The 13,914-nt window shown below is 69.0% G+C and carries 14 protein-coding genes; 11 read left to right on the top strand and 3 right to left on the bottom strand.

The genetic code is table 11. The features are described from left to right. Positions 1-281: 281 nt before the first annotated feature. The 6 genes from HVO_RS05115 (at position 282) to hemL (ending at position 6,561) form a co-directional block, all read left to right on the top strand. Entirely contained in the window at positions 282-1,700 is a 1,419-nt protein-coding gene (locus HVO_RS05115; RefSeq protein ID WP_004045146.1) for an ammonium transporter, read from the top strand. Beyond that, positions 1,697-2,056 (top strand): P-II family nitrogen regulator, encoded by a 360-nt coding sequence (locus tag HVO_RS05110; RefSeq protein WP_004045143.1) that lies wholly within the window; start codon positions 1,697-1,699, stop codon positions 2,054-2,056. Before HVO_RS05115 ends, HVO_RS05110 begins: the two co-directional genes overlap by 4 nt. A 379-nt stretch (positions 2,057-2,435) precedes the next feature. Then, positions 2,436-3,806 (top strand): ammonium transporter, encoded by a 1,371-nt coding sequence (locus HVO_RS05105; protein ID WP_013035275.1) that lies wholly within the window; start codon positions 2,436-2,438, stop codon positions 3,804-3,806. A gap of 3 nt (positions 3,807-3,809) precedes the next feature. Further along, positions 3,810-4,181 (top strand): P-II family nitrogen regulator, encoded by a 372-nt coding sequence (locus HVO_RS21255; protein WP_004045139.1) that lies wholly within the window; start codon positions 3,810-3,812, stop codon positions 4,179-4,181. Between the two features lie 192 nt (positions 4,182-4,373). Then, complete coding sequence (locus HVO_RS05095) at positions 4,374-5,081, top strand: CPBP family intramembrane glutamic endopeptidase (protein ID WP_004045137.1); 708 nt, start codon at positions 4,374-4,376, stop codon at positions 5,079-5,081. Between the two features lie 142 nt (positions 5,082-5,223). After that, on the top strand, positions 5,224-6,561 hold the full coding sequence (gene hemL / locus HVO_RS05090; RefSeq protein WP_004045135.1) for a glutamate-1-semialdehyde 2,1-aminomutase: 1,338 nt from the start codon (positions 5,224-5,226) through the stop codon (positions 6,559-6,561). 33 nt (positions 6,562-6,594) lie between these two features. Here hemL and HVO_RS05085 read toward each other — a convergent pair whose 3' ends face one another. Continuing rightward, positions 6,595-6,780 carry a hypothetical protein gene (locus HVO_RS05085; protein ID WP_223173859.1) on the bottom strand — a complete coding sequence of 62 codons (186 nt, stop codon included), beginning with the start codon at positions 6,778-6,780 and terminating at the stop codon, positions 6,595-6,597. A gap of 123 nt (positions 6,781-6,903) precedes the next feature. Continuing rightward, a complete protein-coding gene (locus HVO_RS05080) occupies positions 6,904-7,293 on the bottom strand; it encodes a hypothetical protein (RefSeq protein WP_004045132.1) in 390 nt (129 codons plus the stop codon). A gap of 124 nt (positions 7,294-7,417) precedes the next feature. Between HVO_RS05080 and hemC the strand changes: the two genes are divergently transcribed. From hemC to HVO_RS05055, 5 genes are all read left to right on the top strand, one after another. Beyond that, complete coding sequence (gene hemC / locus HVO_RS05075) at positions 7,418-8,491, top strand: hydroxymethylbilane synthase (protein ID WP_004045129.1); 1,074 nt, start codon at positions 7,418-7,420, stop codon at positions 8,489-8,491. 1 nt (position 8,492) lies between these two features. Continuing rightward, positions 8,493-9,374 carry a uroporphyrinogen-III C-methyltransferase gene (gene cobA / locus HVO_RS05070; protein ID WP_004045127.1) on the top strand — a complete coding sequence of 294 codons (882 nt, stop codon included), beginning with the start codon at positions 8,493-8,495 and terminating at the stop codon, positions 9,372-9,374. Next, positions 9,371-10,114 carry a uroporphyrinogen-III synthase gene (locus HVO_RS05065; protein ID WP_004045125.1) on the top strand — a complete coding sequence of 248 codons (744 nt, stop codon included), beginning with the start codon at positions 9,371-9,373 and terminating at the stop codon, positions 10,112-10,114. The genes cobA and HVO_RS05065 overlap by 4 nt, the downstream gene beginning before the upstream one ends. A gap of 1 nt (position 10,115) precedes the next feature. After that, positions 10,116-11,333 (top strand): MFS transporter, encoded by a 1,218-nt coding sequence (locus HVO_RS05060; RefSeq protein ID WP_004045122.1) that lies wholly within the window; start codon positions 10,116-10,118, stop codon positions 11,331-11,333. Positions 11,334-11,469: 136 nt separating this feature from the next. Further along, complete coding sequence (locus HVO_RS05055; protein ID WP_004045120.1) at positions 11,470-12,900, top strand: single-stranded-DNA-specific exonuclease RecJ; 1,431 nt, start codon at positions 11,470-11,472, stop codon at positions 12,898-12,900. On the opposite strand, the gene ppk2 is transcribed toward HVO_RS05055, so the two are convergent. Then, complete coding sequence (gene ppk2 / locus HVO_RS05050; protein ID WP_004045118.1) at positions 12,897-13,727, bottom strand: polyphosphate kinase 2; 831 nt, start codon at positions 13,725-13,727, stop codon at positions 12,897-12,899. The genes HVO_RS05055 and ppk2 overlap by 4 nt on opposite strands. Between the last annotated feature and the right edge of the window lie 187 nt (positions 13,728-13,914).

Genomic DNA, 13,914 nt, shown 5'->3' with positions numbered 1-13,914 from the left:
GATACCGCGGTGCGCACGGCCAAAACACACTTGTCAGGCAACATTTTCCTGAACGTTCGTCCACAGAAGACCCGATAATCTCAAAATCCTTGGACGATATACAACCTTATATGCGTAATATTCTAGCCTATTTTGTGCAGTTGTGGTATTACGTCCCACTAAATTTGACAAAATAAACCCCGCACTTTATGTACTAACTCACCATGAAGCCGAACCGTGATGAAGCACCAGAATCCACACGGATACGGAGCAAAAGTAGCTGAACGGTCACTCGTGGACGCATGGGGTGGGCAGTCGTGATACCGCTCCAAGTCGACCCGAGCGTTATCGCGCAGGGGGTCAACTACGTCTGGATCCTCGTCGTCTCGTTCCTCATCTTCTTCATGCAGCCGGGCTTCGCGCTCTTAGAGGCAGGGCAGGTACGCGCGAAGAACGTGGGCAACGTACTGATGAAGAACATGACCGACTGGGCGCTCGGCGTGCTCGTCTACTTCCTCGTCGGCGCGGGGGTCGCGACAATCGTCGGCGGCCTCACGTCGCCCGGCGGCTTCGACGTCGCCGCCGCGTTCTCGTACATCGGCGACTCCGGCGCGTGGATTGACTGGCTCTTCGGAGCCGTCTTCGCCATGACCGCCGCCACCATCGTCTCCGGCGCGGTCGCAGAGCGCATGGACTTCCGCGCGTACATCGTCTTCGCGGCGACCATCACGGGGTTCATCTACCCCGTCGTGCAGGGTCTGACGTGGTCCGGTGGTCTCCTCTCGAGTGGCGGCTACATCGGTGCCGCGCTCGGCGTCGGCTACCTCGACTTCGCCGGTGCGACCGTCGTCCACATGTGCGGCGGCGTCGCCGGCCTCGTCGGCGCGAAGATGGTCGGCCCGCGTAAGGGCCGCTTCGACTCGAACGGCAACAGCCAGCCCATCCCGGGCCACTCGATGCTGCTCGCCGTCCTCGGCACGCTCATCCTCGCGTTCGGCTGGTACGGCTTCAACGTCGGCACGCAGGCGACCGTCCTCGCGGCCACCGACAGCGGCGGACTCGAGTTCATGGGTGCCGCGCTCGGTCGCGTCGCCCTCGTGACGACCCTCGGCATGGGCGCCGGCGCGGTCGCCGCGATGATCGTCTCGACGAGCTACCAAGGCAAGCCCGACCCCCTCTGGATGGCGAACGGCCTGCTCGCCGGACTCGTCGCAGTCACCGGCGCTGTCCCCCACGTCACGTGGTGGGGCGGCCTCATCCTCGGCGCGCTCGGCGGCGCAATCGTCCTACCGGCGTACCGCTGGACCGTCGACTCGCTCAAAATCGACGACGTGTGTGGCGTCTTCGCCGTCCACGGCGTCGCGGGCGCGGTCGGCACGGCGCTCATCCCGGTCTTCGCGGTGAGCGGCTTCTCCGGCACCCAGCTCGTGATGCAGGTCGTCGGCGTGGTCGTCATCGCCGCGTGGACCATCATCGCCTCGGCGGTCGTCTTCGCCATCGCGGACGCCGTCTTCGGCCTCCGCGTCTCGGAAGAAGAGGAAGAAGAGGGCCTCGACGCCGGCGAACACGGCGTCTCGGTCTACCCCGAATTCGTCGGCGACGCCGGTCCCGACGGCGCGCTCGGCTCGCCCACGGCGACCGACGGCGGCAGCGACGTCCGCACCGACGGTGGCGTCGAGCAAGACGAGACCGTCGAAGCCAACGGAGGTGACAGCCAATGAGCGACGGAGAACAGGGCATCAAGATGGTGATGGCCATCATCCGCCCCGACAAGCTCTCGGACGTGAAGACCGCGCTCGCAGAGGTCGGCGCGCCGTCGCTCACCGTCACCAACGTCTCCGGCCGCGGCTCCCAGCCCGCGAAGAAGGGGCAGTGGCGCGGCGAGGAGTACACCGTCGACCTCCACCAGAAGGTCAAAGTCGAGTGCGTCGTCGCCGACATCCCCGCCGACGACGTGGTCGACGCCATCGCCGACGCCGCCCAGACCGGCGAGAAAGGCGACGGCAAGATATTCGTGCTCCCCGTCGAGAGCGCGGTGCAGGTCCGTACCGGCAAGGAGGGCGAGACGGCGGTCTGAGCGCGCAACTGCGACCGAAGCCGACTGGAAGTCTCCTTTCGCCGCTCTCGTCGTGGTCCGCGCGAGTGCGCACCTGACCGGGGTTCGACGAACGCCCCACGTCGTTCTGTTTACTTTTCCGACACTACGTTCGTAGGGTTGTGTGGCAACATTTGTTCACTGAGTGCCAACCTTACGACCTTATACAAGACATATTTCATCTTATATCGGACATACGTCTCTCAGAACACCATTTTGTAGACGTTTGTCAACGCGAACCGTTATATGAACGTCTTGAGATAGCATCTCTCATGGTTCGCGAGACATTCGGTCGCGAATCGAGCACCAATATGAACGACTGTCCAACTTCCCAGCTCGAACCGCTCGCCGGAGGCATCGTATGTTGACACCCTTGCAGACCGACCTCGCCTCGGTCGTCGAGGGCGTGAACCTCGTGTGGGTCCTCACGGTCACGTTCCTCATCTTCTTCATGCACGCCGGCTTCGCCATGCTCGAAGCCGGGCAGGTCCGCGCGAAGAACGTCGCCAACCAACTGACCAAGAACCTGCTGACGTGGAGTATCGGCGTCATCGTGTTCTTCCTGCTCGGCGCGGCCGTGTCGTCCATCGTCGCCGCCCTCACCAGCGGCTCCGCGCTGGACATCACCGGGGCGTTCATGAGCCTCTACGCGCCCGACGCCTCGGCGACGACGGCGTGGGTCGACTGGCTGTTCGGGGCCGTCTTCGCCATGACCGCCGCCACCATCGTCTCCGGTGCCGTGGCGGGTCGCGCCCGGCTCCGCGCGTACCTCACGTACACCATCCTCATCGCGGGCGTCATCTACCCCGTCGTGGTCGGCTTCACGTGGGGCGGCGGCTTCCTCGACGCCCTCGGCTTCCACGACTTCGCCGGCGGCATGATCGTCCACGGCATGGGCGGCATCGCCGGCCTCACCGCGGCGTGGATTATCGGCCCGCGCATGGACCGCTTCAAGCCCGACGGCACCGCGAACGTCATTCCCGGTCACTCCATCACGTTCGCCGTCCTCGGTACGCTCATCCTCGCGTTCGGCTGGTACGGCTTCAACGTCGGCACCGCCGCCGCGCCGCTCGCGTACGCTGACGGCGCGGTCACGCTCGGCTCGTTCGCCTACGTCGGCCGGGTCGCCCTCGTGACGACCCTCGGCATGGCCGCGGGCGCAATCGGCGCTGGCGGCGTCGCCATGTACAAGACCGGCAAGGTCGACACGCTCTACGTCGCCAACGGCGTCCTCGCCGGCCTGGTCGGCATCACCGCCATCGCCGACGACATCGTCTGGCCGGGCGCGCTGGTCGTCGGCCTCCTCGCCGGCGCGCAGCTCCCGGTCGTCTTCGAGTTCGTCGAAAAGCGCCTCCGCATCGACGACGTGTGCGCGGTCTTCCCCGTCCACGGCTCCGCGGGCGTCCTCGGGACGCTGCTCTACCCCGTGTTCGCCGTCCCGCTGTGGCACGACGGCGCGTCGTTCGTCTCGCTGGCCGTCCCGCAGGTCATCGGCGTCGGCGTCATCGCCATCTGGACGTTCGTCGCCACCGCAGTCGTCTTCGACGGCTTCCGCGCCCTCGGACAGGTCCGCGTCTCCTCGGACCACGAGCGCGAGGGCCTCGACACGGCCGAACACGGCGTGGACACCTACCCCGAGTTCGGCTCGCCCGACCACGACACCGGCATCCGCACCGACGGCTCCGGCGTCCCGAGCGGGGATGGATTCATGACGACGGGACGGGAGGACTAACCCATGAGTGATGCAGACGCTCCGAACGACGGCGAAATCAAGATGGTGATGGCGGTCATCCGCCCCGACAAGCTCTCGGACGTGAAGACCGCGCTGGCCGAAATCGGCGCGCCGTCGCTCACCGTCACCAACGTCTCCGGCCGCGGCTCTCAGCCCGCGAAAAAGAGTCAGTGGCGCGGCGAGGAGTACACCGTCGACCTCCACCAGAAGGTCAAAATCGAGTGCGTCGTCGCCGACATCCCCGCCGACGACGTGGTCGACGCCATCGCCGACGCCGCCCAGACCGGCGAGAAAGGCGACGGGAAGGTGTTCACCCTCCCCGTCGAGAGCGCGGTGCAGGTCCGCACCGGCAAGACCGGCCGCGACGCGGTCTGAACGCCGCCGACCGCTGTTTTCGTTCGGTTCGGTCGCGCCGAGCCGTCCCCGGCGTCGTCAGCCTGACGGGCGACGGGGTTATACGCGCTCGGCCGAACGTACCGGTGACCCCCCACGGGGCGAGAGCCGAACCCACGCGAAACCGTTTTTCCCCTCCGCACCGAGCGTCGTGACGATGAGCGGTGGCTCCACGTGGTGACTGTCGCTGTCCTCGGCGGACTCGCCGTCGCGCTGTTCGGGATGGCCGCCGTCGGCCTGCTCGCCGACCGATATCTCTCGGACCCCGACGACCTCCGCGCCGACCTCCTCGTCAGCGACGCGAACAAGTGGGCCGTCTTCGCCCTCCTGTGCGGCTACGTGCTCGTCGTCGAGGGGCGGCCGCTGTCCTCGATGACCGGCCGCTCGCTTGCCCCCCTCGCGTTCGTCGCGGTGGTCGGCGGCGGCGTCTTCGTCCTGTTCGCCGCGAACGCGGTGACGACGCCCGTCTTCGACCGACTCGGCGTCGGCGGCCTCGACGAGGGGATGTCCGGGTTGGGTTCGCTGTCGGTCAGACACCGACTGTTCGTGGCCGGAACCGCCGGGATTACGGAGGAAGTGCTGTTCCACGGCTACGCCATCGAGCGACTGCTCGAACTCACCGGCAGCCCGCTTCTCGCGGGCGGCGTCTCGTTCGCCGCGTTCACCGCGAGCCACGCCGTCGGCTGGGAGCGCGGCGCGGTCGCCAGAATCGCCGTCCCCGCGCTCCTGACGACGATTATGTACCTCCTCGTGCGCGACGTGGTCGCGCTCGTCTGTATCCACGCGCTCAACGACGCGGTCGGACTGCTGTTGGCCGGGTCGGTCGAGGACGCCGGCGACGCCGACGGTGCTGACGCCGCCGCGGACGGAACGGCGCGGTAGGTCGCCGCCGCCGGAGCGAACCGATAGGTCGCCGCAGTCCCGCGACGCCGGTCGGCCGGGCATCGCCTCGTCCGCCAGTTCGACGGCGGCAGGTGCGGCCGACCCAGTAAGGTCTTTCCCGCGAGCGGCCGAACCGCCGCGCATGAACCACGACGAGTCACGGTCGCTGTACGACCGCGCGCTGTCCGTGCTCGCGGGCGGCGTGAACTCCTCCGTCCGGGCGACCCAACCGTACCCGTTCTTCGTCGAGCGCGGCGACGGCGCGCACGTCATCGACGCCGACGGGAACCGCTACGTCGACTACGTGATGGGCTACGGGCCGCTGCTGTACGGCCACGACGCGCCCGAACCCGTCCAGTCGGCGGTCCAGAAGCACGCCGCCGCGGGGCCGATGTACGGCGCGCCGACCGAAATCGAGGTCGAACACGCCGAGTTCGTCGCGCGGCACGTCCCCTCCGTCGAGATGCTGCGGTTCGTCAACTCCGGCACGGAGGCGACCGTCTCGGCCGTCCGCCTCGCCCGCGGCGTCACCGGCCGCGACAAAATCGTCGTCATGCAGGGCGGCTACCACGGCGCACAGGAGTCCACCCTCGTCGAGGGCGGCCCCGACGGCGCGAAGCCCTCGACGCCCGGCATCCCCTCGTCGTTCGCTGACCACACCATCCCCGTCCCGTTCAACGACGAGGAGACCGTCCGCGAGGTGTTCGCGGAACACGGCGAGGACATCGCGGCGGTGCTGACCGAGCCGATTCTGGCGAACACGGGCATCGTCCACCCGGTCGACGGCTACCTCGAAGCCCTCCGCGACGTGACCGAGGCACACGGCGCGCTCCTCATCTTCGACGAGGTCATCACCGGCTTCCGCGTCGGCGGCCTCCAGTGCGCGCAGGGCAAGTTCGGCGTCACGCCCGACCTCACCACGTTCGGGAAGATTATCGGCGGCGGCTTCCCCGTCGGCGCGGTCGGCGGGAAGGCCGAACTCGTCGAGCAGTTCACCCCCGGCGGCGACGTGTTCCAGTCGGGCACGTTCTCGGGCCACCCGGTCACGATGGCCGCGGGCCACGAGTACCTGAAGTACGCCGCCGAAAACGACGTGTACGGGCACGTCGACCGCCTCGGCGAGAAGCTTCGGGCGGGTATCACGGATATTCTCGAAGACCAAGCACCCGAGTACACCGTCGTCGGCACGGACTCGATGTTCAAGACGGTGTTCACGCGCCACGGCGCGGCCGAGCGCGCCGACGCCTGCGTCGACGGCTGTTCGCAGGTCGAGTCGTGTCCCAACTACGACGCCTGTCCGAAGACCGGCGCGGACGTGTCGAACACCGAGACCGACCGCTGGGAGCGCGTCTTCTGGCAGGAGATGAAAGACCGGGGCGTGTTCCTCACGGCGAACCAGTTCGAATCGCAGTTTGTCTCCTACGCCCACACCGACGAGGACATCGAGAAGACGCTGGAAGCGTACAAAGCGGCGCTATAACCAGAATCGACGATTCGCCGGTCGCGCGCTTTTTCACGACTCCGACCCGCTCGCCCGAGAGAGCCCGAAGTACACCGGCAGTCCGAAGACGGCGGCCAGTCCGGCGGTGAGGAACAGCGGGGCGATGCCGGTCGGGTCCGGCGCGAAGATGAAGCCGAGCGGGAGCGCGACGACGAACGCGACGCCGAAGGTGAGGGCGAGACGGGCGGACCTGTTCACGTCGGAGTCGTCGCCGCGGAGGCCGATAACTGTTCGGCACTTCGACACGACTGCGAGGCGGCCGAGGCGAGCGAGGACCGTCCGCCACGACTTCGACCCGGCCCGGCCCGGGCCGAACGCGCCTCACTCGACCCGCAGTCGCGCCTCGGCCGCCCGCCACAGCGGCGGGTAGGTCAGGGCGACGCCGACGCCGAGCGCGGCCGCCCACGAGACGAGGATACCGACCGGGTCTCCTTGGAGTTCGAGGAAGACCAACAGCGGAATCCAGACGGCGGTCACGACGAGGCCGACGCCCCAGACGCAGGCGACGAGTCGGAGGCGGAGGGGTCGCGCGAGGAGGAGCGCGAGCGCGACGAGCGCGGCCGCGACGAGGCCGGCGAACCACGGCGGTTCGACGCCGACCGACGAGAGAAACAGGTCGAGGGGCGCGACGACCGAGGTCAGGCCGAACAGGAGGAGGGCGACGACCACGAAGTCACCGACCTGCCGGACGGCCGAATCGAGGGCGGGCATCGTCCGGGTCGTCGCGCGGGGACCGTATCGGTCTTCCGTTCGGATTCGACCCGGCGCGCGGGAGCGAACTGGTGGGCTTTTCAACGCGGGGGCCGGACTGACGCGTATGACTACAACACTTCGCTTGGCGACGCGAGGGTCGGCGCTCGCTCGCGCGCAGGCCGCGAGCGTGCAGGGGGCGCTCGCGGGCCGCCGACTCGACGTCGAACTCGTCGAAGTCGAGACCACGGGCGACCGGATTCAGGACGAACTCATCCACCGACTGGGCAAGACCGGCGCGTTCGTCCGCGCGCTCGACGAGCGCGTCCTCGACGGCGAGGTCGACGCCGCGGTCCACTCGATGAAGGACATGCCGACCGAGAAGCCCGCCGACCTCGTCGTCGCCGGCGTGCCCGAGCGCGCGCCCGCGGGCGACGTGCTCGTGACGGCCGAGGGCCACGACATCGACGACCTCCCGGAGGGAGCCGTCGTCGGCACGTCGTCGCTCCGCCGACAGGCCCAACTGCTGAACTACCGCGACGACCTCGAAGTCGAGCCGCTCCGGGGCAACGTCGACACCCGCATCGAGAAACTGCTGGCGACGCACCTCCAGCGCGAACACGAGGCCCGCGTCGAAAACGACAAAGAGCGACAGGGCAAGAAGGGCAAGACCGACCACGACGAGGCGTTCGACGAGACCGCCGACGAGTGGTTCGAGGGGCTCACCGAACTCGAACGGCAGGCGCTCGGCCGGCAGGTCGAAACCGAGTACGACGCCATCGTCCTCGCGGAGGCCGGGCTCAAGCGCAGCGGGCTCACCGAGAAGGTGAACTACGAGCGCCTGCCGCGGACGACGTTCGTCCCCGCACCCGGACAGGGGGCCATCGCCGTGACCGCCGCGGACTCGGTGGTCATCGAACTCATCCGCGACAAACTCGACCACCCGCGGACCCGCGTCGAGACGACCGTCGAGCGGACCATCCTCGCGGAACTCGGCGGCGGCTGTATCGCCCCCGTCGGCGTCCACGCCCTCCTGCAGGGCGAACACGTCCACGTCGACGTGCAGGTGCTGGCGACCGACGGTTCGGAGTCCATCAAGACCTCTCGCGACCTCCCCGTCGGCAACCACGCCAACGCCGCCCGCGAGTTCGCGGCGGCCCTGTGCGACCGCGGTGCGGGTCAGTTAGTCGACGCCGCCCGCGAGGAGGCCGAGGAGTGAGATGACGGGCGACGACCAGCGCGCGGGAGCCGACGAGCACTCGAACGACGACGCGACCGACGACGACGGCGTCGGCACGGTCCACCTCGTCGGCAGCGGCCCGGGCGACCCGGAACTGCTGACGATGAAGGCCGCCCGCCTCATCGACGAGGCGGACGTGGTGCTCCACGACAAGCTCCCCGGCCCGGAGATTCTCGAGATGATTCCGGTCGAGAAGCGCGAGGACGTGGGCAAGCGCGCCGGCGGCGAGTGGACCCCGCAGGAGTACACGAACACCCGACTGGTCGAACTCGCCCGCGAGGGCAAGGACGTGGTCCGCCTGAAGGGCGGCGACCCGTTCGTGTTCGGCCGCGGCGGCGAGGAGATGGAACACCTCGCAGACAACGGGATTCCCTTCGAGGTCGTGCCGGGCATCACCTCGGCGGTCGCCGGGGCCGGTGCCGCGGGCATCCCCGTCACCCACCGCGACCACGTCTCGTCGGTGTCGTTCGTCACCGGCCACGAGGACCCGACGAAAGACGAGTCCGCGGTCGACTGGGACGCGCTCGCCGCGACCGGCGGGACGCTCGTCGTCCTCATGGGCGTCGGCAAGCTCCCGCTCTACACCGCCGAACTCCGCGAGGCGGGGCTGGCCGGCGACACGCCGGTCGCCCTCATCGAGCGGGCGACGTGGCCCGATATGCGCGTCGCCACCGGCACGCTCGACACCATCGTCGACGTGCGCGACGAGACCGACATCGAGCCGCCCGCGATTACCGTCATCGGCGAGGTCGCGGCGACCCGCGACCGCGTGAAGGGGTTCCTGCAAGGCGGCGGCGCGGACGCCATCGAGATGGGCGCGGACGCGAACCCGACCTCCGGAGGTGCGGGAGGGGACGAATGAGCCAGCAGGTCCGCGCGGCCGTCTTCCGCCCCGACGACGACCGCATCGAGCGCGCCGTCGAACTCCTCGACTCGCTCGGCGCGACCCCCGTCCCCGACCCGATGCTCGCAATCGAGCCGACCGGCGCGACGCCCGAACCCGGCGCGTTCGTCGTCCTGACGAGTAAGACCGGCGTCGAACTCCTCGACGAGGCCGGCTGGAACCCCGGCGACGCGGTGCTGTGCTGTATCGGCCCCGCGACCGCCGACGCCGCCCGCGACGCCGGCTGGACGGTCGACCGCGTCCCCGACGAGTACACCTCGGCCGGACTGGTCGACCACCTCGCGCCCGACGTGGACGGCGCGACGGTCGAAGTCGCCCGGAGCGACCACGGCAGTGCCGTCCTCACGGACGGCCTGCGCGACGCGGGCGCGGACGTTCACGAGACGGTGCTCTACCGGCTCGTCCGCCCCGAGGGAGCCGGCGAGTCGGCCGAGCTGGCCGCCGCCGGCGACCTCGAAGCCGCCCTGTTCACCTCGTCGCTCACGGTCGAACACTTCCTCGACGCCGCCGCCGAGCGCGGTATCCGCGAGGAGGCCATCGCCGGCCTGAACGACGCGGTCGTCGGCGCAATCGGGCCGCCGACCCGCGACACCGCGGAATCCCACGGCATCGACGTGACGGTCGTCCCCGACGAGGCGACGTTCGAAGCGCTCGCGGTCGCCGCGGTCGAGACCGCCGCGCCGACGTATCACGAGTGACGTGACGGGAAACGAAGCGGGAGAGGAGGCGAGAGTCGAGACGAGAGATGACTCGGGGGACGGCTCGTGGCGCGCCGTCGGCTCGGTCGCCGGCTGGCAGACCGCCGCGAGCCTCTGTTACTACGCCATCTTCGCGGCGACCGGCTTCGTCCGCGACGCGTTTTCGGTCTCCGAGTCGCTGGTCGGACTGTTCCTGACCGCCGGCCTGCTCGGTTACACGGTGTTTCTCTTTCCGAGCGGCGCGGCCGTCGACGGCTACGGCGAAAAGCCCGTGATGGTCGTCGGCCTGCTGGCGCTGTCGGTCGCGCTCGTCGGCGTCACGTTCGCGCCGCCGTCGTACCTCCTGTTGTTGGTGACGGTGGCGCTTCTCGGGGCGGCCTACTCGACCGCGATGCCGGCGTCGAACCGCGGCATCGTCGCGGCCGCGCCCGCCGGGAGCAAGAACCTCGCGATGGGGCTGAAGCAGGTCGGCGTCACCGTCGGCAGCGGGGCGTCGTCGCTCGTCGTCACCGGCGTCGCCGTCGTCGCCGCGTGGCAGGTGGGCTTCTGGGCCATCGCCGTCTTCGCCGCCGGCTACGCGCTCGTCTTCGCGACGCGCTACCGCGGAAACCTCGGGACAGGACGGCTCGAACGCCCCCGACTCGCCGGCCTCGGCGGCAACCGCGCCTACGTCGCGCTCGTCGCCGCCGGACTGTTCATCGGCGCGTCCATCTTCTCGATGCTCGGCTACACCGTCCTCTACGTGCAGGACGTGGTCGGAACCGGTCCCGCGCTCGCCGGGGGCGTCCTCGCGGCGACGCAGGTGACCGGAAGCGTCGGCCGCATCGGCGCGGGAAGCCTCGCGGACCGCCTCGGCGGGCCCCGCGGCGCGGCCACCGTCGCGCTCGTCCAACTGGCCGGCGCGGTTGCCCTCTTTTCGCTCCTCGTCGGAACCGGCGGCTCGTTCGCGCTCACCATCGCCGTCTTCGTGACGCTCGGCCTCACCATCCACGGCTCGACCGGCGTCTTCTACTCCTGTCTGAGCGGCGTCGTCGACGACGGCGACATCGGGGCGGCGACCGCCGGCGGCCAGACCGCGCTCAACGTCGGCGGCCTCGTCGCCCCGCCGCTTTTCGGCTTCGTCGTGGAATCGACGGGCTACGGGGCCGGCTGGGCGCTCGTCGCCGGCTCGACGGTGCTGGCGACCGTCCTCCTGTTCGTCGTCAGACGGCGAATCTGACGGCGGGAGACGAGTCTTTATCCGCGAAGCCGCGGCAAGAGCGACACGTGTTCGCCGTCGAACTGGAGTGGAAACGAAGGGGTCGCGTGGCCGGACTACCAGCGTTTATGCCGGAGAGGGCGTGAGTACCACACCAATGGACGGACCCGTCCCCGAACTCACAGAGCACGCGGCGGCCTGCGCGGCCCGCCTCCGCGACGCCGATCGGGTGCTCCTCGCCTCGCACATCGACGCCGACGGGTTGACGAGCGCCGGCATCGCCTCGACCGCGCTCGAACGCGCCGGTATCCCCTTCGAGACGGTGTTCTGCCGCCAACTCGACGAGGCCGCCGTGGCCGACATCGCGGCGACCGACTACGACACCGTGCTGTTCACGGACTTCGGCAGCGGCCAACTCGACATCATCGCCGACCACGAGGCGGCGGGCGACTTCCACCCCGTCATCGCCGACCACCACCAGCCCGCCGAGGGCGTCGAGACCGACCACCACCTCAACCCGCTCCGGTTCGGTCTCAACGGCGCGAGCGAACTCTCCGGCGCGGGCGCGAGCTACGTCCTCGCGCGGGCGCTCGAACCCGACGCTGGCGACAACCGCGACCTCGCCGCCCTCGCCGTCGTCGGCGCGGTCGGGGACATGCAGGACACGAACGGCGAACTCCGCGGGGCCAACGCGGGCATCGTCGACGAGGGCGTCGAAGTCGGCGTCGTCGAGGAGGGCACCGACCTCCGCATCTACGGCCGCCAGACCCGCGCGCTCCCGAAACTGCTCCAGTACGCGACGGACGTACGCATCCCCGGCATCTCGAACAACGAGGCCGGAGCCATCGAGTTCCTGACCGAACTCGACGTGCCCTGCCGCGACGACGACGGCGAGTGGAAGCGCTGGGTCGACCTCACCGGCGACGAGCGCCAGACGCTCGCCAGCGCCCTAATGCGCCGCGCCATCGCCAGCGGCGTTCCCGCCTCCCGCATCGACGACCTCGTGGGGACGACCTACGTGCTCTCTCGAGAGCGGGAGGGGACCGAACTCCGCGACGTGAGCGAGTTCTCGACGCTCCTGAACGCGACCGCGCGCTACGACCGCGCCGACGTGGGCCTCGCGGTCTGTCTCGGCGAGCGCGACGCGGCGCTCGACCGGGCGCGCAGGCTCCTTCGGAACCACCGCAAGAACCTCTCGAACGGCCTCCAGTGGGTGAAAGAACACGGCGTCCGCGTCGAGGACAACCTCCAGTGGTTCGACGCGGGCGACGAGATACGCGAGACCATCGTCGGCATCGTCGCCGGGATGGCCGTCGGCACCGACGCGACCCGAAACGGGATTCCCGTCCTCGCGTTCGCCGAGAAAGAAGACGGCGAAGTGAAAGTCTCCTCGCGCGGGTCGTACGTGATGGTCAGAGACGGGCTCGACCTCTCGGCGGTCATGCGCGAGGCGTCCCGTGCAGTCGGCGGCGACGGCGGCGGCCACGACGTGGCCGCGGGCGCGACGATTCCGAAGGGCGAAGTCGAGGCGTTCATCGCCGAGGCAGACCGCATCGTCGGCGAGCAGTTGGCTGAAAACGCGGACTAATCGTCGACCGGGTTCTCCCCGAACCGCGCGGGCACCCAGTTTTGGCTGTCGATTGGCGGCCGCTCGTATCCGGTGTCGTCCTGTCGCGGCGGGAGTTCGATGGGGTCGGGCGTGAGGTCCTCGTAGTCGATTTGGTCCAGCAGGTGCGAGATGCAGTTGAGCCGCGCGTGGCGCTTCACGTCGGCGTGGACGACGTGCCACGGGGCCTCGTCGATGTCGGTGTGTTCGAACATCCGGTCTTTCGCCTTCGAGTACTCGACCCACCGAGAGCGCGCTTCGAGGTCCATCAGACTCAGCTTCCACCGTCGCTTCGGGTCGTCTGTTCGTTTCTGGAACCGCCGTTCCTGTTCCTCGTCGCTGATGGAAAACCAGTACTTGACGAGGATAACGCCCGAGCGGACGAGCATCCGCTCGAACTCGGGGCAGGTCCGCAGGAACTCCTCGTACTCCTCGTCGGTGCAGAAACCCATCACCCGCTCGACGCCCGCGCGGTTGTACCAACTCCGGTCGAAAAGCACCATCTCGCCCTCTGTCGGAAGCTGTTCGACGTACCGCTGGAAGTACCACTGGCCCTGTTCGCGCTCCGTGGGTTTGCCGAGCGCGACGACCCGCGCGACCCGCGGGTTGAGCCGGCGGGTGATGCGCTTGATGACGCCGCCTTTCCCCGCGGCGTCGCGCCCCTCGAAGACGACGCAGACCCGGAGGTCGCGTTCCTTTATCCAGTACTGGAGTTTCACCAGTTCCTCCTGAAGGCGGTGCAACTCCCGTTTGTACTGTTGCTTCTTCAGGACCCCCTCGTCGTCGTAGCGGGGCTCGTCGGCGGACATACGAGAACTGCGAGCGCTGTGACCAAATAGCAAGCGGGGGCGGGCGGCGCGCTCGACGCCGGCGACGACGAACGCCGCGGGCGACGAGCGGTCTGACCATCCGCCGGAACAACGGCCTGTGTGCCAGCGCGTCGATGAGAATGCGACGGTCGTACATCAGGGGGCGCGACCTCGGGAGAGCGCCTGT

Source organism: Haloferax volcanii DS2 (assembly GCF_000025685.1).
Lineage (GTDB): Archaea > Halobacteriota > Halobacteria > Halobacteriales > Haloferacaceae > Haloferax > Haloferax volcanii.
Note: the sequence above shows the minus strand (reverse complement) of the source record. Positions and strands in the feature narration are given on the sequence as shown.

What these genes read in the sequence shown, in the direction of transcription:
- HVO_RS05080 (WP_004045132.1), bottom strand. Translation starts at nt 7,293, where the DNA reads ATGCCCGCCCTCGATTCGGCCGTCCGGCAGGTCGGTGACTTCGTGGTC.
- cobA (WP_004045127.1), top strand. Translation starts at nt 8,493, where the DNA reads ATGACGGGCGACGACCAGCGCGCGGGAGCCGACGAGCACTCGAACGAC.
- hemL (WP_004045135.1), top strand. Translation starts at nt 5,224, where the DNA reads ATGAACCACGACGAGTCACGGTCGCTGTACGACCGCGCGCTGTCCGTG.
- ppk2 (WP_004045118.1), bottom strand. Translation starts at nt 13,727, where the DNA reads ATGTCCGCCGACGAGCCCCGCTACGACGACGAGGGGGTCCTGAAGAAG.
- HVO_RS05105 (WP_013035275.1), top strand. Translation starts at nt 2,436, where the DNA reads ATGTTGACACCCTTGCAGACCGACCTCGCCTCGGTCGTCGAGGGCGTG.
- HVO_RS05065 (WP_004045125.1), top strand. Translation starts at nt 9,371, where the DNA reads ATGAGCCAGCAGGTCCGCGCGGCCGTCTTCCGCCCCGACGACGACCGC.
- HVO_RS05055 (WP_004045120.1), top strand. Translation starts at nt 11,470, where the DNA reads ATGGACGGACCCGTCCCCGAACTCACAGAGCACGCGGCGGCCTGCGCG.
- HVO_RS21255 (WP_004045139.1), top strand. Translation starts at nt 3,810, where the DNA reads ATGAGTGATGCAGACGCTCCGAACGACGGCGAAATCAAGATGGTGATG.
- HVO_RS05115 (WP_004045146.1), top strand. Translation starts at nt 282, where the DNA reads ATGGGGTGGGCAGTCGTGATACCGCTCCAAGTCGACCCGAGCGTTATC.
- HVO_RS05110 (WP_004045143.1), top strand. Translation starts at nt 1,697, where the DNA reads ATGAGCGACGGAGAACAGGGCATCAAGATGGTGATGGCCATCATCCGC.